This is a genomic window from Gelidibacter sp., assembly GCF_035577925.1.
Lineage (GTDB): Bacteria > Bacteroidota > Bacteroidia > Flavobacteriales > Flavobacteriaceae > Gelidibacter.
Genome location: NZ_DATJCY010000146.1, coordinates 1 through 21000, shown reverse-complemented (window position 1 = coordinate 21000; position 21000 = coordinate 1). Strand labels below are relative to the sequence as shown.

20 protein-coding genes are annotated in these 21000 nt (G+C 37.8%); 10 read left to right on the top strand and 10 right to left on the bottom strand.

Annotated features, from left to right (window positions below; all coding sequences use genetic code 11):
- Window positions 1-1231 (top strand): OmpA family protein (locus VNJ50_RS05075; RefSeq protein ID WP_325579656.1); only part of this gene is annotated, 1231 nt, incomplete at its 5' end.
- 124 nt (window positions 1232-1355) lie between these two features.
- Window positions 1356-2405, top strand: coding sequence for a nucleoid-associated protein (locus VNJ50_RS05070; protein WP_325579654.1), 1050 nt, complete (start codon window positions 1356-1358; stop codon window positions 2403-2405).
- An 82-nt stretch (window positions 2406-2487) separates the two neighbouring features.
- Here VNJ50_RS05070 and lipB read toward each other — a convergent pair whose 3' ends face one another.
- The 3 genes from lipB to VNJ50_RS05055 all read right to left on the bottom strand — a co-directional run bounded on the left by lipB (window position 2488) and on the right by VNJ50_RS05055 (window position 4389).
- On the bottom strand, window positions 2488-3213 hold the full coding sequence (gene lipB / locus VNJ50_RS05065; protein WP_325579652.1) for a lipoyl(octanoyl) transferase LipB: 726 nt from the start codon (window positions 3211-3213) through the stop codon (window positions 2488-2490).
- Window positions 3214-3217: 4 nt separating this feature from the next.
- Window positions 3218-4015 carry a hypothetical protein gene (locus VNJ50_RS05060; protein ID WP_325579650.1) on the bottom strand — a complete coding sequence of 266 codons (798 nt, stop codon included), beginning with the start codon at window positions 4013-4015 and terminating at the stop codon, window positions 3218-3220.
- 215 nt (window positions 4016-4230) lie between these two features.
- The gene (locus VNJ50_RS05055; protein WP_084647731.1) at window positions 4231-4389 is read right to left on the bottom strand and encodes a YqaE/Pmp3 family membrane protein; all 159 of its coding nucleotides are present in this window, start codon (window positions 4387-4389) and stop codon (window positions 4231-4233) included.
- A gap of 270 nt (window positions 4390-4659) precedes the next feature.
- Here VNJ50_RS05055 and lysS point away from each other — a divergent pair, with 270 nt between their 5' ends.
- The 3 genes from lysS to VNJ50_RS05040 all read left to right on the top strand — a co-directional run bounded on the left by lysS (window position 4660) and on the right by VNJ50_RS05040 (window position 9846).
- Window positions 4660-6348, top strand: a complete 1689-nt coding sequence (lysS, locus tag VNJ50_RS05050; protein WP_325579648.1) for a lysine--tRNA ligase — start codon at window positions 4660-4662, stop codon at window positions 6346-6348.
- Window positions 6349-6447: 99 nt separating this feature from the next.
- Window positions 6448-7260: an endonuclease/exonuclease/phosphatase family protein gene (locus tag VNJ50_RS05045; RefSeq protein ID WP_325579646.1), complete on the top strand. Its 813-nt coding sequence runs from the start codon at window positions 6448-6450 to the stop codon at window positions 7258-7260.
- Window positions 7261-7371: 111 nt separating this feature from the next.
- Complete coding sequence (locus VNJ50_RS05040) at window positions 7372-9846, top strand: zinc-dependent metalloprotease (protein ID WP_325579662.1); 2475 nt, start codon at window positions 7372-7374, stop codon at window positions 9844-9846.
- 68 nt (window positions 9847-9914) lie between these two features.
- On the opposite strand, the gene VNJ50_RS05035 is transcribed toward VNJ50_RS05040, so the two are convergent.
- Window positions 9915-10472: a GDYXXLXY domain-containing protein gene (locus VNJ50_RS05035; protein ID WP_325579644.1), complete on the bottom strand. Its 558-nt coding sequence runs from the start codon at window positions 10470-10472 to the stop codon at window positions 9915-9917.
- A 1-nt stretch (window position 10473) separates the two neighbouring features.
- Window positions 10474-11763 (bottom strand): DUF2157 domain-containing protein, encoded by a 1290-nt coding sequence (locus VNJ50_RS05030; protein ID WP_325579642.1) that lies wholly within the window; start codon window positions 11761-11763, stop codon window positions 10474-10476.
- Between the two features lie 307 nt (window positions 11764-12070).
- Between VNJ50_RS05030 and VNJ50_RS05025 the strand changes: the two genes are divergently transcribed.
- Window positions 12071-12553, top strand: a complete 483-nt coding sequence (locus VNJ50_RS05025; protein ID WP_325579640.1) for a hypothetical protein — start codon at window positions 12071-12073, stop codon at window positions 12551-12553.
- An 82-nt stretch (window positions 12554-12635) separates the two neighbouring features.
- On the opposite strand, the gene VNJ50_RS05020 is transcribed toward VNJ50_RS05025, so the two are convergent.
- Complete coding sequence (locus VNJ50_RS05020) at window positions 12636-12767, bottom strand: hypothetical protein (RefSeq protein ID WP_325579664.1); 132 nt, start codon at window positions 12765-12767, stop codon at window positions 12636-12638.
- A 133-nt stretch (window positions 12768-12900) separates the two neighbouring features.
- Between VNJ50_RS05020 and VNJ50_RS05015 the strand changes: the two genes are divergently transcribed.
- Entirely contained in the window at window positions 12901-14025 is a 1125-nt protein-coding gene (locus VNJ50_RS05015; protein ID WP_325579638.1) for a Fic family protein, read from the top strand.
- Window positions 14026-14174: 149 nt separating this feature from the next.
- Here VNJ50_RS05015 and hemL read toward each other — a convergent pair whose 3' ends face one another.
- Genes hemL through VNJ50_RS04995 form a run of 4 tightly spaced genes read right to left on the bottom strand, consistent with a single transcriptional unit; the run spans window position 14175 to window position 17548 of the window.
- A complete protein-coding gene (hemL, locus tag VNJ50_RS05010; RefSeq protein WP_325579660.1) occupies window positions 14175-15461 on the bottom strand; it encodes a glutamate-1-semialdehyde 2,1-aminomutase in 1287 nt (428 codons plus the stop codon).
- Window positions 15462-15465: 4 nt separating this feature from the next.
- Window positions 15466-16302, bottom strand: coding sequence for a glucosaminidase domain-containing protein (locus tag VNJ50_RS05005; RefSeq protein WP_325579636.1), 837 nt, complete (start codon window positions 16300-16302; stop codon window positions 15466-15468).
- A 5-nt stretch (window positions 16303-16307) separates the two neighbouring features.
- On the bottom strand, window positions 16308-17219 hold the full coding sequence (locus VNJ50_RS05000; protein WP_325579634.1) for a 1-aminocyclopropane-1-carboxylate deaminase/D-cysteine desulfhydrase: 912 nt from the start codon (window positions 17217-17219) through the stop codon (window positions 16308-16310).
- Window positions 17216-17548, bottom strand: coding sequence for a hypothetical protein (locus tag VNJ50_RS04995; RefSeq protein ID WP_325579632.1), 333 nt, complete (start codon window positions 17546-17548; stop codon window positions 17216-17218). The genes VNJ50_RS05000 and VNJ50_RS04995 overlap by 4 nt, the downstream gene beginning before the upstream one ends.
- A 92-nt stretch (window positions 17549-17640) precedes the next feature.
- On the opposite strand from VNJ50_RS04995, the gene VNJ50_RS04990 reads away from it, so the two are divergent.
- From VNJ50_RS04990 to VNJ50_RS04980, 3 genes are read left to right on the top strand one after another with little or no spacing between them, the layout of a single operon-like run.
- Window positions 17641-17802: a DUF5522 domain-containing protein gene (locus VNJ50_RS04990; RefSeq protein ID WP_325579630.1), complete on the top strand. Its 162-nt coding sequence runs from the start codon at window positions 17641-17643 to the stop codon at window positions 17800-17802.
- Window positions 17803-17816: 14 nt separating this feature from the next.
- Window positions 17817-19811, top strand: a complete 1995-nt coding sequence (locus VNJ50_RS04985) for a urocanate hydratase (protein WP_325579658.1) — start codon at window positions 17817-17819, stop codon at window positions 19809-19811.
- An 18-nt stretch (window positions 19812-19829) separates the two neighbouring features.
- Window positions 19830-20426 carry a DUF4136 domain-containing protein gene (locus VNJ50_RS04980; RefSeq protein WP_325579629.1) on the top strand — a complete coding sequence of 199 codons (597 nt, stop codon included), beginning with the start codon at window positions 19830-19832 and terminating at the stop codon, window positions 20424-20426.
- Window positions 20427-21000: the final 574 nt, after the last annotated feature.

Below are 21000 nucleotides of genomic sequence, written 5' to 3'. Positions count from 1 at the left end.
CAACGCACAATTACTAAAGCGTTTGCAAAAAAGTGCCGAACGTACCGTTGAAAAAAAACTAGAACGTAAAACGGAAAAGGAAACCGGTAAAATAATGGATTCTATTTTAGATCCAAGCCAAAAATCGCCAAGTCAAAAGACACCTTCCAATACCCCGCCAACTTCAACTGAAGGCAACGATTCCAACCAATCATCCGCACCGGAAAATAAAAACGTTCCGCGCGGCCTGGAAGTTTACAGTAAATTTGATTTTGTTCCGGGTGATAAACTAATGTTCTTCGACGACTTCTCCAATGATTTTGTAGGTGACTTCCCCTCCAAATGGAACACCAATGGCACTGGGGAAATAGTAACCATGGACGGCTCGCCGAACAAATGGTTTGAGATAAAGAGCGGCTCTATAAGTTATATCCCGGATGTCCCCAAACTTCCGGAAGAATATACTATTGAATTCGATTTTCTCACCGCCGGATTGGACTCCAAGACCTCTTCCGGAGCCTACATACATATTACCGTAGGCGACAAAAACAACTTTGACCGAAACACCAACGAGGTAGATGTAGAGCTCCCTTTATGCCAATTTATAAGCAGAGGGGTTGGGGTCAGCAATCTTGTGGACGGAAAACGCGAAATGAACAGTACCATCAATGCCGATATCCGAAAAACCGTTTTGCAACAAGCCCATGTATCTATCGCTGTAAACAGCCAACGGTACCGATTTTGGCTGAACGAGACCAAATACCTGGATATCCCCAGGATCGTTCCAGTAGGCAAAATAAGCACCTTAAGATTCAGGGTATCTGGCCTTAAAGACGGGAAAGACCGTCTGTTCCTGAGTAATTTAAAGGTAGCGGAAGGTGGGCAGGATCTTAGGCGTACCCTTATCTCTGAAGGCAAAATATCCACCAATGGGATTCTCTTCGATTCCGGTTCAGCCAATATAAAACCACAATCTTTGGGCATTGTCCTGCAAATTTCGCAAGTCTTAATGCAAGACGAAAACATCAAACTGAATATTGTTGGCCATACCGATGCTGACGGCAATAGCACCAACAATTTAAAACTTTCAAAAGACCGTGCAGAATCCGTAAAAAATGCCTTAGTCAATTTGTATAATATTTCTTCAGACAGACTTGAAACAGATGGAAAGGGCTCAGAAGTTCCTGTTGCGGAAAACTCTACAGCCGATGGCAAAGCACAAAACAGACGTGTTGAATTTATAAAAATTTAAACTGAATATTCAACTTTCATACACCCAAATTTCAAAAAACGCCAAGGATTTTCTTTGGCGTTTTCATTTATTTTTAGTCAAATTTATGTAGTATTGCAGACTTCAATAAAGCAAACCTCTCCAAATGATAAAACGTACCAAAGCATCCATTTCAAAAGCCATCCTTCATAAAGTTGGCAACAAATTCAACAGCACCAAAAACGCCTTTTCTGAACAAGAATTAGACTTTGACGAAATCAGTTACGACTTGATGCTACCTTATTTATTACGTCCTTTTGGGAGCTTGGTAGAAACTTACCGCTTTAATCACCATTCCAACATTAATCTCAACGAAATCAATACGTATGCAACACAACTGTTTGCTGATGAAAGTGATTTTTTAGAAGTTTCCAAACACATCGTAACCCATCTGTTTGAACAAAGTAATTCGGCACAAATTAAAACGGGCGATGTCATGGTTTGTATGTTTAATGACATTCAATATGAAGATCTTTTTATAAATGCCGTAGGTATTTTTAAGATTGAAAATAAGGCTGAGTTTTTTCAGACTTATTTGGAAAATAACAGCTACGATATTATTACACAAAAAGGAATTCCAACAAAAAAAGTGGACAAAGGCTGCCTAATCCTCAACACGTCCGACGTAGAAGGAAATATTGTGCTCAGCGTGGACAATAATTCTTACGATACACAATACTGGATCAAACATTTTCTGAACGTTAAATATCCAGATGACCATAATCAACACACTAAAAACTATATCGAACTCTGTAAAGATTTTTCAGAAGATATTTTAAAACCTAGTTTAGGCATTCAAGAAAAAAGTACATTCCTAGCTAAAACCATCGATTTTTTTAAGGAAAATGAAGTGATTAACGTAGAAAATTTTAAAGACGAACTTTTTGATGACGATAAGCACAAAGAACTTTTTGAAGATTATAAAAAAAGCTATGAAACCGATCATTCTTTAGTAATCCGCAACCAATTTGATGTTTCGGAAAGTGTCCTTAAAAAGGAAAAACAGAAAATAAAAACAGAGATTAAACTCGATACCAACATCCAAATCAAATTGGATATTGACGCTCCAGATGCCTCATCAGAATATTTGGAACGTGGCTATGATGATGAAAAGAAAATGCACTATTACAAAGTGTTTTTTAATGAAGAGGCGTAGAGATATTGTTGATTGTTGATTGTTGATTGCTCAAATTAGCTGAACAATTGATGACACAACGGACAACGGACAACTCACCGTCCTAAGCAAATTGACTTTGTTTTGTTTCTTGCGATGGCACCGCTTCAAAAAGAGCCATAAAATGTTTCAGAAGTTTTGTCTTTATTTGGGCTTCGTCCACTTTTTCAACACCAAGCTCAACGTTTAACGAAGTCACAGCTTTACCGCGAATTCCACATGGAACAATGTTATCAAAATACCCCAAATCTGTATTCACATTAAATGCAAATCCATGCATGGTAACCCATCGGCTAGCTCTTACACCCATCGCACAAATTTTTCGAGCAAACGGAGTGCCCACACCCAACCAAACACCTGTTTCCCCAGCACTTCGTTGGCCCTCTATACCATATTCTGCCAACGTTAGGATCACCATTTCCTCTAATAAACGTAGGTATTTATGAATGTCAGTAAAAAAGTTTTCCAAATCGAGAATAGGATAACCCACAATTTGTCCTGGGCCGTGATAGGTAATATCTCCCCCTCTATTGATTTTATAAAAAAACGCACCTTTTTTGGAAAGTTGTTCTTCATTCAATAGCAGATTTGAAAAATCTCCACTTTTACCTAAGGTATAAACATGGGAATGCTCTACAAGTAAAAAATAATTTGACGTCTCAACATGGACTTCTTCTCTTTTATTTTTAACTTTTGCGGCAATAATTGATTTAAACAATTCCTCTTGATAATCCCAAGTCTCCTTGTAATCTTTATGTCCTAAATCTTGTATATCGATAGTTTTGTTCACGATTTTAATCTTCTAATATAATCTCCAAATTCATCAAATCAGAATCCTTATTAAGGGCATTCAAATCGGTTTTGAGCGTCACTGTTTTTCTATCTTCAGAAAAAGTCACATCTTTGTACGACACCGATTTAATAGCTTTTGGGAAAGTGTAGGTCATGGTATAATATGAAGCTTTAAATAACTCACCCAACTGATCGCCCAAATCCTTTAGACTGTCTTCTGATCCTGCAGATGTATCATTATTACTAGCTTCTGAAACAGTTTCTTTTTTCAGTTGAACACGCGTGAACGTATTATTGGAAAAACCGTAAAAAACAGGATCAGATTTTGTTTTACCATCCTGGTTTTCTGACCCTGGCAATGCCAGCTCTTCTTTTCCACTCATCGCTTGTGCAATTTGCATAGCACCATCCAATTGCTCATTAATCTGCTTTAGTTCAGTAATATCAATAAATGGACGGTTTACAGCAAAATTGAACACACTGTTATCTTCATCCATTCGCATATCAATCACAACATCTTTTAAATCATACAGCTGTTTTTGCTGATCTAATGGCAATGTACTAATACTGTCTTTATTCTGCTCCAAAAACTGATTGAATACAATGGTGGTATCTACTGCTTTCGATGGTATTTGTTCATCTCCACTAAAATTACTTTCATTAAACATGGTCATAATTTGCGACATGTCAAAAGTAGATTTATAGACACCGCCCATGTGCTCATTAAACACAATAGATTCTGTAACGCTACAACTCATTACAAAAAATGATAGGCAAACAAGTGTAAAAAGATGTTTCATAAAATCGGATTTTAGTATGAAAAGTAAAATTACTGATTTTTGGTCAGAGTGCTACAGAGATTCCATGAGAATAACTTTCTGATTTTGGTTATCAGTTTTGCGTTGTCAGTTGTAATTTGACATAATACGAAATGACATAAGAGCTATGACAGTTTTATTCTATCTTCTATTGTCACTTGTTTATTCGTTATTGATCCTCAGTCTTCAATCAACAATTATCTCTTCGGATTGTTCAATATCACTAAAGCTGCAATAACACCAGGAACCCAGCCACAAAGCCATAATAAAAAAACAATTATTATTGAGCCGCAACCTTTATCAAGAACGGCAAGTGGCGGACAAAAAATAGAAAGAAGGACTCTCCAGATACTCATTATTTTGATGTTTTTAAGAACCACCTTGTCTTAAAGATGGCTGATTGATGTAACAAATTGGACGTAAAACTGCCTAATTTGTTACGCTTTAAATCTAAAAAAATATTCTTGTATCAGTTGTAAAAAATTTCAAAAGTGTATAACCTCAAACTATTTTAGTATGCTAAACTCCGTTTCTACTATCAATCCTCCAAAAACCCAATCTATCAGTGAAAGTATTGTGTTAATTTTTTTAAATATCGTAAATTTGCACTTCAAAAATTTTATAACATGCAACTTTCAGAACAAGAACTCATTCGAAGAGAAAAATTAGACAAATTACGTGAATTGGGAATCAATCCTTATCCAGCCAATTTATATCCTGTGGACCATACTTCTAAACAGGTAAAATCTCAATTCGAAGAGGGAAAGAAAGTGGTCATTGCTGGCCGATTGATGTCGATGAGAGTTCAGGGAAAAGCAAGTTTCGCCCAAATTCAAGATTCTGAAGGAAAAATACAGACCTATTTTAACCGGGATGAAATTTGTCCGGGCGATGATAAAACTTTATACAATGAAGTCTTTAAAAAACTATTGGACTTTGGTGATTTTATAGGGATTGAAGGCGAATTATTCACCACTCAAGTTGGTGAAAAAACCGTAAAAGTGAAAAATTTTACATTGCTGAGCAAATCCTTAAAACCACTTCCATTACCAAAAGAAAAAGATGGTGTTATTTATGATGCTTTTACAGATCCCGAGCAACGCTACAGACAGCGCTATGCCGACTTGGTAGTGAATCCTCAGGTTAAAGATGTATTTATAAAACGCACCAAATTGTTTAATGCCATGCGTCAGTTTTTTAATGATGCCGGCTATTTTGAAGTAGAAACTCCGGTTTTACAACCAATACCTGGAGGTGCGGCGGCTCGTCCGTTTGTAACACATCACAACAGTTTGGACATTCCGTTATATATGCGAATTGCTAATGAATTGTATTTAAAACGACTTATAGTTGGCGGATTTGACGGCGTTTATGAATTTTCAAAAAACTTCAGAAATGAAGGCATGGACCGTACCCATAATCCCGAATTTACCGCTATGGAAATTTACGTTTCCTATAAAGATTACAACTGGATGATGGACTTTTGTGAAAAACTGTTGGAACATTGCGCCATTGCCGTAAACGGGACCACAGAAGTAACTTTTGGCGAGCACAACATCAATTTTAAAGCGCCTTATGCACGTGTGACCATGACCGATTCCATTAAGCATTTTACAGGTTTTGACATTACCGGCAAAACAGAGGATGAAATCAGAACTGCAGCAAAAGAAATGGGTATTGCCGTAGATGACACGATGGGGAAAGGCAAATTGATCGATGAGATTTTTGGCGAAAAATGCGAAGGCAATTATATACAGCCAACATTTATTACCGATTATCCAAAAGAAATGAGTCCGTTGTGTAAAGAACACCGCGACAATCCTGAACTGACCGAACGCTTTGAGTTGATGGTTTGCGGTAAGGAAGTTGCCAATGCCTATTCAGAATTGAATGATCCTATTGACCAACGCGAACGTTTTGAACACCAAATGGAATTGGCCCAAAAAGGTGATGACGAGGCTAACGGAGTGATCGATTACGACTTTTTACGTGCTTTAGAATATGGCATGCCGCCAACATCGGGAATGGGCATTGGGATGGACAGACTTATTATGTTTTTGACCAATAACCAATCCATTCAAGAAGTTCTTTTCTTTCCTCAAATGAGGCCAGAAAAAAAAGCCGTACCAATGTCCGAAGATGAAAAAGCCGTTTTTGAACTTTTAAAATCCAATGCACCTGTCGATTTAAGTTCCCTAAAAGAACAATCAGGATTGAGCAACAAAAAATGGGATAGCACTATAAAAAGCTTAACCAAAAATAAAGTAGCCATAGTCACTAAAACTGATGACGGCCTTTTTGTAAATCTGGCTTAAGCCATGAGAAAAATAATTGTAATATTTAGAGCATGTATGTTAATCATATATGCTCTTTTGTTACTTGTACATTTTGTCTTAAAAGACCACTTTCAATTTTTGCAGATCATTTTTTATGCGTTTCCCTTGCCCAACATTCTATTTGTTGGTGCTTGTATTAGCTTTATCTTGCTGTTTATCAAACCAAGATCATTCTTTATTTATACGTTTTTACTGACTGTGGTAATAACAGGAATCTGGCTGAATACTGCGTATATTTTCCCAAAAGCCATTACAATTCCCGAAAATGCAACGTCAGTCATATTCTGGAATACTGCAAACAGACGTAACATTCATGTAGAGATTCTTTCAGAAAACATCAAAACCATAAACCCCGATATTATTTCACTCGTAGAAGCCGAAAACGCATCGGAAGAAGACCTTATAACACTTACCATTGAATTCCCCGATTATGAATTCCAAATCCTTGAAGGCGATATGCTCATAGGCGTGAAAGGAAAAATTAAAAATGTCATATACACAAACCAACCTTATAATTATGACATCAATTTTGTTGAAGCCCAATTACAAAATACAACAGTATGGATAGTCATTACAGATACTTTTCAAAGTCCAACCATGGATAAAAGACATACGCTAGGAACCGTATTGCAATTAGTTTCCGAAAAAAACGCTGACCTTATTGTAGGCGACTTTAACACGCCGTATGAAAGTGTTCATTTTAATGATTATAAAACCAATTACACAAGCTTTCATGATTACGGACAAGGTTTTAGTGCGACTTGGCCTTTTGGGATTCCGCTGCTTGAACTCGATCAAATTTATGTCAGCAAACGCTTTGCTCCGCTTCTACTTCAAAAAAAATATTACGATGTTTCCGATCACGCCATGTTGATTGGCTACTTTAAATAGTTAAAGATTTATTAAAATATTGTGCAGTACTAAATGAATGCTTGGTATTACGTATTTTCACTTTTCTAACCATAACATCTATACATTTTGAAAAAAATTTCCATTGGCGTGATGTTTTTGTCTTCTTTTTTCCTAATTGCGTCCTGTTCGACAGCAAAAAAAGCTACAAAAACACCCATAGCAACCAGTCCTGCTCCAAATTCAGAGAAAAAACCAGGCAAAAACGACATCCAGCCTTACAACAAGATTATTACCAAAGACGCCAAAAGCGATCCCGGATTATTTACGGTCCACAAAATTGATGAAACCTATTTTTACGAAATCCCAGATTCTCTCTTCGAAAGAGAAATGCTCATGGTCACCCGAATTGCAAAAACTGCAAGTGGTCTAGGCTTTGGTGGTGGAAAACAAGCTGAGCAAGTATTGCGTTGGCAAAAAAAGGACAAAAGAGTATTGCTACGTATGGTATCACACAGTGTGGTTGCCAACGATTCACTTCCTATACACGAAGCCGTTGTAAATTCAAACTTTGAACCGGTATTATTCAGTTTTCCAATAAAAGCTATTGGCAAAGACTCTTTGACTACCGTTATTGAAGTTACAGATTTATTCATGAAAGATGTGAAGCCATTTGGCTTACCAGACCGCAGTAGAAAGCAGTACAAAGTTACCCGTTTGGATGGCGAGCTTTCCTATATCGAAAGCCTAAAAAGCTACCCTTTAAACATTGAATCACGCCACGTAAAAACTTATGCTGCGGGTGAGCCACCTTCAAATGCATCAAGTGGTGCGATTTCTTTGGAGATGAGCAACTCCATGATCCTATTACCTAAAGAACCTATGAAACGTCGTATCTACGACCAACGTGTAGGCTGGTTTACAAGTGGACAAATTGATTACGGTTTAGATGCCCACGAAAGTAAAAGAGTAACGTATTTAGACAGATGGCGTCTTGAAGTAAAAGATGAGGACATCGAGAAATTTAAGCGTGGCGAATTGGTCGAGCCAAAAAAACAAATTGTTTATTATATCGACCGTGCTACTCCAGAACAATGGCGCAAATACATCAAGCAAGGTATTGAAGACTGGCAAGTAGCCTTTGAGGCCGCCGGATTTAAAAACGCCATTATCGCCAAAGATCCTCCAACTGCTGAAGAAGACCCAGGATGGAGCCCCGAGGACATCCGCTATTCTGTAGTGCGTTATTTGGCATCTCCAATTCCAAATGCCAATGGTCCTCACGTGAGCGACCCTAGAAGTGGTGAAATCTTAGAAAGTGATATCAACTGGTACCACAACGTAATGACCCTATTGAGAAACTGGTTTTTTGTGCAAACCGCTGCCATCAATCCGGAAGCACAAACCGTGAAATTTAAAGATGATATCATGGGCCGGTTAATCCGTTTTGTGTCTTCGCACGAAGTAGGCCATACTATAGGTTTGCCTCATAATATGGGAAGTAGTGCTGCCTATAAAGTTGAGGACTTAAGAAACCCTGAATTCACTAAAAAATATGGAACCGCACCATCTATCATGGATTACGCACGTTTCAATTATATTGCACAACCAGGTGATGGCGATGTAGATTTAATGCCAAATATTGGTATTTACGATAAATATGCTATTTCTTGGGGTTACCGTCCAATTTTGGATGCAGCCACGCCAGAAGACGAAAAGAAAACGTTGGACAGTTGGATTCTAAAACATGCGGGAGATCCGATGTACCGTTTTGGAAGACAACAAAGTGGCGGCGTTATCGATCCAAGTTCTCAAACAGAAGATTTAGGAGATGATGCTATGAAAGCCAGTTCCTATGGTATTGCCAACTTAAAGCGTATCGTTCCAAATTTGATCAAATGGACCGCCGAAGATGGTAAAGATTACGGCGATTTAGGCACGATGTATGGCGAAGTATTAGGACAATACAATCGCTACATGGGCCATGTCACAGCCAATATTGGTGGTGTTTATGAAATTTACAAAACCTACGACCAAGATGGTGATGTTTACACGCCAGTTGATAAAGCCAAACAAAAAGAAGCCTTACAATTCCTTCATAAAGAATTGTTCACAACTCCAGAATGGCTATTGGACAATGACATCTTTAATAAAATTGAATTTGACGGTACTTTAGACCGTATCCGTGGCACCCAAATCAGGACACTTAATGATGTTCTTGATTTTGGAAGAATGCAACGTATGAGCGAAAATGAAGCCATCAATGGCAAAAATGCTTATGGCCTATTGGACATGATGCAAGATTTGCGCAAAGGCATTTTCAGTGAGTTAAATAGCGGTAAAGCTATAGATGCTTACAGAAGAAACCTACAACGCGGATATATTGACAGAATGGCGTTTTTAATGACCAAAGATCAAACGCCTGTGCCTTCTCAATTCAGACGTTTCATTTCAAGAACCAATGTTGATGTAAGCCAATCTGATATTAGAGCCATCACCAGAGCGGAATTGAAAACTTTGGAAAGCACTATCAAATCTGGATTAGGAAGAACCAATGACAATATGACCAGAATCCATTTAGCGGATGCACTGCAACGTATTGATGCTATTCTAAACCCGAAAAGCTAAGTAGTTAATTTATAGAAAAAGCTTCGAGAAATCTCGAAGCTTTTTTTGTTTTATAAATTTATAATAAATTACCTCTCTACATACTCCGCAATAGGAATATCATTAATAAACACATTATCCAAAACTCCTGTTCCGTTAAGAATATAAACCAAGGCATACGTGGTATTTGACACCGAATCGCGCTGCGCTTTAGAATGTGCTATTTCAGCATCGTAAGCTTTATGTTCATTCATATAAAACTCATTAAACGGAAGTGAAAACCAAACCGTTTGTGTATGATCGTCGTAACTCGTGACGGCTGTTTTTAGATAATCAGTATGATTGGGTTGCGCTTTGGAAATTTCTTTAATCGTTGCGAAACCTAAACTATCGGTTTTAAACAGTAAATAAATAGGCTCGTTTCTCTTCCATGCCGTTGTGGTGGATGATGCCGAATTGACATTGTAATTAAGATAAATATATTTTCCTTTAAACGGATCGGACGGATCAATAGGTTGTGTCTTGAATTTATAGGCGGTGCCAGTAGAAACAACGGTTTCTTGATTAAAAATCATTCGGGCAGGAACAAACAGTTGAGCTAATGCAACTACAATAAATATGGCTAATATGTGGGTTGACTTCATCATCTTAATTACTGATTTTTACGTTTGATTTTTTCCTTTTTAACATGAAATAATTTGTCAAAAAGAATCCTATGCCAACGCTTACAAATAAAATCCCTCTAACTATATAACTTAAATCGGTATCAAAAAACCGACACGCTATCAACGCCGAAATTATCAGCAATCCATAGTTTAAAATCCCAAAATGGTACTTGTCTGCCCCAATTTTTATGGTTACCAGTCCAAGAACTAAAACTAGAATATTGATAAGTATAATTGTCACCAGCCCCAATGTGAAACTTATAAAACTCAATAGCGTAAATATTACAAATACATAATGAAACAGATTTAACCGCATCAACAAATTATTGGCATACAAATACATAAAAACAGATGCGTTAATTAGAAATAGAAATAGGGTCACATACAAATCTTTCGATAAAAACAAATCAGTTTCTGGCACAAAACTCCACCGCAGATCAAAACTAGCCATCAAAAGCATAAAAACAGTTCCGACAGATCCCAAAATAAGAAACGCATTTCGTCTCAATTTTCGATCTGCAAAAATTGGAAGTGAGCCTATATTATAAAAAAGACCAAATAAGATAACGTATGCCAAATATTCAAAACTATCATAGGCTTTAATAAATGTACCCAATGTAAACACCAAACTCAAAGGCATCAACCAATTAAATAATGAGGTACTATTAGCTTCTGGTTGTGTCTTTATCAACCGTAAATAATAAGGCATCAAAAATGTAATCATCAATAAATATATCCAAGGTACTTGTGGAAATGCACTAAAACCATAACCCAATTCAGCCCCATAAAATGTGGCAAATGCAATACACAGCATAGCAACAGCATTCGATTTTAGCAAATAAACCAACGGCAAGCACAGCACTGTCCACGTCAACACATACGTACTCAAATCTCCGGGAATATTATAAATCTGACTGATCATAGCTATACAACAGCCTACTGCAAAAAATAAAAATGTAGCAGACGCTTCTTTCCAGATGCCACTTTTATTTTTAAAAATAGCATATCCAGTCACTAATTGACCCAATACCAACGGTAAAAACGCAAGACTAATTTTTAGGGCTCTTGAAAAATTATCCCAATTATGGGCCAAGATTAAAATAATGCCCAATCCGACCAATAAGGATCCCAAAACACCAAATACGGTAAATAATTTGCTCGACCCATCGTGTTGTTCTGTCTGATAATATGTTCTGATTTTTAAAGCTGTTTCTTCAGAAATAACATTATTTTTTACCAATTCGGTCAGTTCAGTACTAAATTTAGATTTCATTGATACTGGAATTTATGTTAAATATAACCTTTTATTTTCTAAGTATTTTAAAGAAAATATTTCCCAAATCTACAAACTCCCAAAGTAAAAACAACCGCATTTTTAACCTTTATAATTTGCCAAAACCTTAGCGATAACAAGGGTTTCAACAATTACCAACCCGATAATCAAGGAGCCAATCAAACTGACTAAGAGACAATTAAAAACGATTATAGCCAATTGTTAAAATTTTTCAGTTTCCATTTAACCTTTTAAACCTTTAATCGCATTCCCAGTCCTAGAACTGTAACCCTTAAAAAAATGAGACATGAAAAAACTAGTAATGATATGTATTGCAATTGCTACTTTACAAGTATCAGCACAGGAGCAAAAAAGAGAAATGAGAAAACTACGTACAGCGTCTAGAACGTCATTTACTCCTGAAGAAATGGCGCAGCTTCAAGCCAAAAAAATGGTTTTGACGCTTGATCTCAACGAGAAACAACAAAAAGAAATGTCGGCCTTACTTTTGGAACAAGCCAAATTGAGACAAAGTGAACGCGAGGCTTTTATAAATTCTAAAAAAGATACAGAGAGTAAGACCCTGACAAAAGACGACCGCTTTAAAATGGCCAATGCCAAATTGGACAAAAAGATTGAAAAACAGAAGAAAATAAAAAGAATTTTGTCCGATGAGCAATATCAAAAATGGGCGAAAATGGAAAAGAAGCGCAATTATCAAGGTAAAAATCAGGCTATGCGTTATAAAAACAAAGGGCATAAAATGGCTCCAAAAAGAACGGCACAATAATCCAAAACTGAAAAGTACGATAATTAAAAAAGGGAATTTCCACAGTAGAAATTCCCTTTTTTAGTTTCAATTAGTGTCCTGTTTATAACTCTTTACAAACCTTATCAACAGCTTTAATCGTGGCATCCAAATCCTCATAACTTAAGGCATCACTAATAAACCAAGTTTCGAAGGCACTTGGTGTAATATAAACGTCATAAATTATCAAACTCATTGTATATAACTATATTGGAGCAAGCAAAAAATGACCTTGCAACGAATAATCACCCTAATCAACGCAAAATAAGCAACGATTATTTTTGATTTGCGACGAATAACAACTACTTTCGTTGCACAATATGCATTGAATGAAAACTTTTATACATCAACAAGACCATTGGCCCGAGTTCACTTGGAATAGTGATGATTTTGTAAGTTTGTTAAGCGAAGCTAGAAACCAGCAAGGACGACTTATTGGAAAGATGGAAACATTAGGCTTCGATTTACGGAACGAAGCTTTTCTTGATACATTAACACTTGATGTTATAAAATCATCAGAAATAGAGGGCGAATTTCTAAACCCTGACCAAGTGCGTTCTTCAATTGCACGTAAATTAGGAATCGAAATCGCCGGTTCTATAGCGTCAGACAGGAACGTAGAAGGCGTAGTTGAAATGATGCTTGATGCAACACAAAACTGCTTTGAACCATTAACGGCAGACAGATTATTTGATTGGCATGCTGCTTTGTTTCCAACAGGCAGAAGTGGAATGCACAAGATTACGGTGGCTGATTGGAGAAAAGATACCACAGGGCCAATGCAAGTAATTTCAGGAGCAATGGGAAAAGAAAAAATACATTTTCAAGCCCCTGATTCCGAATTATTAGAAAAAGAAATGGACCAGTTTTTAGCTTGGTTCAATCGCAACAAAACAATTGATTTAGTCATTAAAGCGGCAGTTGCACATTTGTGGTTTGTAACCATTCACCCCTTCGATGATGGAAACGGCAGAATAACAAGGGCATTAACAGATATGCTCCTTGCGCAATCAGATAAAAGTAATCAGCGATTCTATAGCATGTCTGCCCAAATTAGAATGGAGAGAAAACAATATTATGAACTTCTGGAAAAGACGCAAAAGGGCGATTTAGATATCACAAATTGGATCATCTGGTTTTTAAGTTGCTTGATTAATGCCCTTAAATCGACAGATACGGTATTAACAAAAGTGTTGTTTAAAGCAGGTTTTTGGCAAAAGCACACGAATACCGCATTAAATGACCGACAGAAAAAACTATTAAATAAGTTGATGGATGGATTTGACGGGAAATTAACATCATCAAAATGGGCGAAAATTGCAAAGTGCTCTAAAGATTCTGCCATTCGTGATATTAACGACCTGATTGAAAAGGGAATATTACAAAAAGAAGCGGCAGGAGGACGAAGTACTAATTACGAATTGAAAAGAATACCAGTTGGTAATATTGAATAGCATCAATGCTCTTAAAATCAGTTCTTTTTAGCGGTGCTTTTGACATGGCAAAATAGGTCAATAAAAAAGTCTTTCAATTTCTCGAAAGACTTTTTTGTACAAACAGGACGCATCAAAAGCTACTACTATGCTATGATGCACTGTATATTTTAAAGATCTTTACTGACCGTTTCAACAGCTTTAATCGTGGCATCCAAATCCTCATAACTTAAGGCATCACTAATAAACCAAGTTTCGAAGGCACTTGGCGCAATATAAACACCGTGTTTAAGCATGCCATGAAAAAACTTCTTAAAAGTATCATTGTTGGCTTTTGCGGCAGTTTCAAAATCTAGTACTTCATGTGCTTCAAAATGAATGGAAATCATGGATCCCATTCTATTGATGGTATGTTTCACCTTATTTTCTTGAAGTACTTTTGCCATACCTCGATGTAAATATTCAGTTTTCTCTGCTAAACGGGCAAAAACCGTTCTGTCATTATTCAAATGTTGCAACATGGTCAATCCTGCTGCCATGGCCAATGGATTCCCACTCAAAGTTCCTGCTTGATATACAGGACCGAGTGGCGCCAAACAATTCATGATTTCGTTGCGCGCGGCAAATGCTCCCACCGGCAATCCGCCACCAATCACCTTTCCAAAGCAAACAATATCTGCGTTAACCTTATACAATTCCTGTGCGCCACCTGGTGCCAATCGGAATCCGGTCATGACCTCATCAAAAATCAACAAAATACCATGGGCATCACATAAGGCTCGCAATTTCTGCAAAAAATTATCTTTTGGAGGAATGCAACCCATGTTCCCAGCAACGGGTTCAATGATGATACAAGCAATTTCGCCCTGGTTTGCAGTTACTAATTCTTTAACATTATCAATATCATTATATCTTGCCAATAGTGTATCCTTTGCGGTGCCTTGGGTCACGCCAGGACTATTTGGTGTTCCAAAAGTCACGGCTCCTGAACCGGCAGCAATCAAAAACGCATCACTATGGCCGTGATAACAGCCTGCAAATTTAATAATCTTATCTTTTTTGGTAAAACCTCTCGCCAAACGCACCGCACTCATACAGGCCTCCGTACCCGAATTGACAAATCGTATTTTATCAATATTAGGCACCATCGAGATTGCCAATTGTGCAATTTCCGTCTCAATAGCTGTTGGCATCCCAAAAGAGGTACCTTGCTTTGCCTTTTCGATAACAGCATCTACAACCGGATCAAAAGCATGTCCAAGAACCATGGGACCCCAAGAGTTGATATAATCAATATAGCGGTTACCGTCCTCATCAAACACATAAGCGCCTTTGGCCGATTTGGCAAAAATAGGAGTGCCTCCAACTGCTCCAAACGCGCGTACAGGTGAGTTGACACCACCTGGAATAACTTTTTCAGCTTCTATAAATAATTCACTACTTCGTTTGTATAACATCATTTTATTTTACTATAAGTATTTGACCTAATTGCAAATTATTATTGGTCATGCCATTAAGTTTTTGCAATTCATTAATCGAAAGATTATAACGTTTAGATAGCGAATACATCGTATCACCTTTTTGTACTTTATGCGTTAATCGTGCACCCAAATCCTTTTTTCGAGAAGTTGAGGCCGTAGTTCCCAAAACTTCCTGATCAAATCTATACAGCTGGAAACGCTCAATCAAACTGATCAATTTATCGGGATACTTCCTGTCTGTTGCGTAACCAGCCGCTCTTAATCCTTTTGCCCAACCTTGATAATCATCAACATCCAAATCAAAAAGTTTTGCATAGCGCCCACGTGAAGTCAAAAATTCCGAGTGGTCTTCAAAGGATTGTTCCGCATGTTTATATTTTCTAAAACATTCTTGCGACACATCATCATCATGAAAAATCTTGTCTCCACTCCATCCATGACATTTAATTCCAAAATGATTATTGCCCTCAACGGCCAACCGACCCCTACCCGATGCCGACTCTAAAATTCCCTGTGCCAAAGTAATACTGGCCGGGATTTTATGCTCGCGCATTTTCTTTTGGGCAATAGGGCTGAATTCAGAAATATAAGACTCCGTAATATTCATGGTGCCCGAAGGATTGGGTGCAGTCACAACAGGAACAGTAGTAACTGGTGTTTCGGTAGGATTAACCAAAGGTTCTGAATCCTTATTTTTAGCAACTACTTTCTCAGTTTTATCATGTTTCTTTTTAGTAACGATCTTTTTTTTGGAGCCACAACCCACAACAGTTGTCATCAAAATAAAAACCAATACAATTCTCAAAATAATCTTCATATGCACTAACTAATTAAAGGTAATTTTTTTTGTTTTAAATATTCATTCATCCCCTTTATGCCTTGTAATCCACCGGTATGGACAACTAATATTTTCGAATGCTCAGGAAAATATCCCTTGTGCAACAAATCCATAAGTCCATACATTAATTTTCCGGTATAAACAGGATCTAAAGGAATCTGAAAATCGTGTTTAAACTGATTTATAAAACTGACCAATTCGATATTTATTTTAGCATATCCACCAAAATGGTAATCCGTAATAAGTTGCCAATTCAAATTGGCTGCAAACTTACTAATTTCATCTTGTAAAAAACTGCCTTTTAACGCCGGAAATCCCAGAATTGTCTGGTGTGGTTTTGAGGCATTTATAATTCCGGAAATTGTACCGCCGGTTCCAACCGAACAACAGATATAATCATATTCAAAGTCAGGCGGAGTTAAAATTTCTTCACACCCTTTAATGGCCAGATCATTCGTACCTCCTTCTGGAATTAAATAAAACTCACCAAACTCCTGTTTCAAATCGGCAATAAACCCGTCAGAAATTTTAGCTCTAAACACTTCTCGCGATACAAATTTAAAACGCATACCGCAGTGCTTGGCATATCTCAATGTAGGGTTTTTGTCTACCTCATTAACCAACTCCTGACCCCTTATCACACCAATCGTATTAAACCCAAACTCTTTTCCGGCAACGGCTACCGCCAAGATATGATTTGAAAAAGCGCCGCCAAAAGTTAACAAAGTGGACGTCTTTTCAACTTTAGCCTGTTCTAAATTGTATTTTAATTTTCGATACTTATTTCCCGAAATAAAAGGGTGGATCAAATCGTCACGCTTAACAAAAAGTTGTTGGGTGAATTTAGAAGGCAAATCGATAATCTGATTTTCTGAAAGGTGGAGATTAAAACTCATGGTCGACAAAGATATTTCAAAAAATTCCAAATCGGACGCTTTTTTATATAGCCCAAGTCCAATTCATTCTGATAAGCTTCCCGTTCAAATGAAATATTACGGTAAGCCAAATGCCAATTTCTAAAATGCCAATACCTAACCAAAAACTCCAATCCATACCAAATAAAAAACGGAACAACCAGCAATTCAAGTTGCTGTTTTAAATGGATGCGCTCGTGGTTTACAAAAAAATTATTATGTTTAAATTGCAATTCTTTGACAAACACAAACGGAAACAAAGCAATTCCCATATAACCCTTTGGAACGATATATTTTGAAACCAAAATCATAACTAAATCAACTCAAAAATCTTCCCAATTTACACTATCTTTGTTAGAACCCGTTTAAAAATTAAAGTTAAAATTTGAAAGGGCGTTTAGATATGAAAAAAATTGTACCTGTCGAAGAAGGCGATTTTTATTTAACACCAGAAGGCTATCGTTGCTTCACTGCGCAATACCTCCTCAAACGCGGCTATTGTTGTGAAAGTGGATGCAGACATTGCCCGTATGGCTTTGACAAGAAAAAACTAAAAACTAACTAATGCAAACGACTTCCATTTCATTTAAAGATCAAATTTTAGAAGGCATTCCAGAGGTTTTACCCCAGGCCAAACCTTATGATAACACGATAAACCATGCGCCAAAACGCAAAGAAATTTTATCTGACGAAGAGAAAAAGTTGGCACTTCAAAATGCTTTGCGCTATTTTGACCCTAGTCAGCATGCCGAATTACTTCCAGAATTTAAAAATGAATTAGAAACCTACGGTCGGATTTACATGTACCGTTTGCGTCCGGACTATAAAATGTATGCCAGACCTATTGATGAGTATCCTGCACAATCCAAACAGGCAGCAGCCATCATGCTCATGATCCAAAATAACCTAGATTATGCCGTAGCTCAACATCCGCATGAACTCATTACGTATGGCGGCAATGGTGGGGTATTTTCCAATTGGGCGCAGTACCGATTGACCATGAAATATTTGGCCGAAATGACCGATGAGCAAACCTTAACCATGTACTCTGGCCATCCTATGGGTCTATTCCCGAGCCATAAAGACGCACCAAGGGTAGTAGTAACCAACGGTATGATGATCCCCAACTATTCAAAACCCGACGATTGGGAAAAATTCAATGCCTTGGGTGTCACGCAGTACGGTCAAATGACTGCCGGTAGCTATATGTATATCGGCCCGCAAGGCATTGTCCATGGCACTACCATTACCGTTTTAAATGGTTTCAGAAAAATAAAAAAATCACCAAAAGGCCATTTGTTTGTAACCTCAGGATTGGGCGGTATGTCGGGCGCACAGCCCAAAGCAGGAAATATTGCAGGCTGTATTACGGTTTGCGCCGAAGTCAACCCAAAAATCACACAGGTACGCCTCGATCAAGGATGGATTGATGAGAAAATAACCGATTTGGACCAACTCGTCAATCGCGTAAAAAAGGCCAAAGCCGATCAAGAAACCGTTTCCATTGCTTATTTGGGTAATGTCGTGGATGTCTGGGAAAAATTTGACGTCGAAAACATACAAATAGATCTGGGAAGTGACCAAACCTCACTTCATAACCCATGGGCTGGCGGCTACTATCCCGTTGACATTTCTTTTGAAGATGCCAATGCCATGATGGCAAACAACCCAGAACTATTTAAGGAGAAAGTTCAGGAAACCTTGCGGCGCCATGCCAAAGCCATTAATAAGCATACCGCAAAAGGTACTTATTTTTTCGATTATGGCAATGCTTTTCTATTGGAAGCCTCCCGAGCTGGTGCGGATGTCATGGCCGACAATCCAACATTGGGGCGCGAATTCAAATATCCAAGTTACGTTCAGGATATTATGGGGCCTATGTGTTTTGACTATGGATTTGGACCGTTCCGATGGGTTTGCACCTCAGGAAAACCTGAAGACTTAGCAAAAACCGATGCCATAGCGTGTAAGGTTTTGGAAGAAATAAAAGCCAATTCTCCCGAAGAAATCCAACAACAAATGACCGATAATATCCAATGGATCAAAGGTGCTCAAGAAAACAAATTGGTAGTAGGCTCACAAGCCAGAATCTTATATGCCGATGCCGAAGGCCGAATGAAAATAGCACAGGCGTTTAACGATGCCATTGCCAAAGGCGACATTGGCTATGTGGTTCTTGGTCGTGATCATCATGACGTTTCCGGTACAGATTCGCCATATCGCGAAACCTCAAACATTTATGACGGCTCCCGTTTTACGGCCGATATGGCCATCCACAACGTCATTGGCGACAGCTTCAGGGGTGCCACATGGGTAAGCATTCACAACGGCGGTGGCGTTGGCTGGGGCGAGGTCATAAATGGCGGATTTGGTATGGTTCTTGATGGCTCTAAAGATGCTGAAAGACGCTTAAAATCCATGCTGTTCTGGGACGTCAACAATGGTATTTCAAGACGCAGCTGGGCAAGAAACGAAGAGGCTATTTTCGCTATTAAACGCGCCATGGAAGCTGAACCAAATTTGAAGGTCACACTACCAAACTTAGTGGATATAAAATTGCTAAATACATTATAACCCTAAACACAAAATGCTATGAAAAAAATTAAAAATCTTTATCAATCCCTTCAGCTACAATTTAAAAGTAGCCCAATCCTTAAAACCATTCCAGTTTTAATGTTGTTTGTTTTGGTCGCCTCGTGCAGCTCGGTCCGAGTTGCCGCAGATTATGATAAAAACGCCAATTTTAACGAGTATAAAACCTTTGCGTTTTTCAAAACAGGCATTGACAAGGCAGAAATCAGCGATCTTGACAAACGCCGTATTTTAAGAGCCATTGAAAGTGAATTGCTGGCCAAAGGATTTACAAAATCTGAAAACCCGGATATGTTGGTCAGTATTTTTACAAAATCGCGCGATCAAATCAATATATATAACAATACCTACGGTTACGGCCCTTATGGTTACGGTTGGGGATGGAGCCCGTATTACTGGGGTTCTGCCTATAATTCCACCTCAACTTCTACAGAAGGCACTTTATACGTGGACCTGATTGATGCCAACAAAAAAGAATTGGTTTGGCAAGGTATGGGCGTCGGCTATCTATCACAACGCATGGATAAAAAAGAAGAGCGCATCAAAGAATTTGTTGCTAAAATCATGGAGAAATATCCTCCGGGAACAAGAAAATAATACAAGATTAAACAAATCTCAAAAGCATCAATTGTAATGAATTGATGCTTTTTTTATGTTTGAAAACCAGCAATTCTTTTTAAAACATCACTCCACGACTCCAACAATCCCTAGACATCCAAAGATTATTACCAACCATGCGGTTTCCCGCAAATTAGCTGTGAAAAAATTTAATAGCTTTAGCTTTTACATATTTAAATATACACGATTATAAACAAAAGGACATGCCGCAAGAATGCATTGGAAGAACATTTGTTAATAATAATCATGCGTGAGGATTGGGAATAAAAAAGCCCCGAAGATAGTCGAGGCACTAAATGTTTTTAGCTCACAAAATTTTATTGTCATTTATAGGGGTTCGTGAAACATTTACAAATAAAAACGAGGCAGACTTGCGAATGCCCCGTAGTAAATGTTTTAGCTCACGAGTTTTTAATTGTTTTTTAAAGGAGTTCGTGAAACATTTGGGCATAAAAAAACCTCCTGATTATGGACAAGAGGTGACCCAAATGTTTTCACAACGGAATAATCCTTATTGTGAATTCCTTTCAGGGCAATAATAGCACAAAATTCC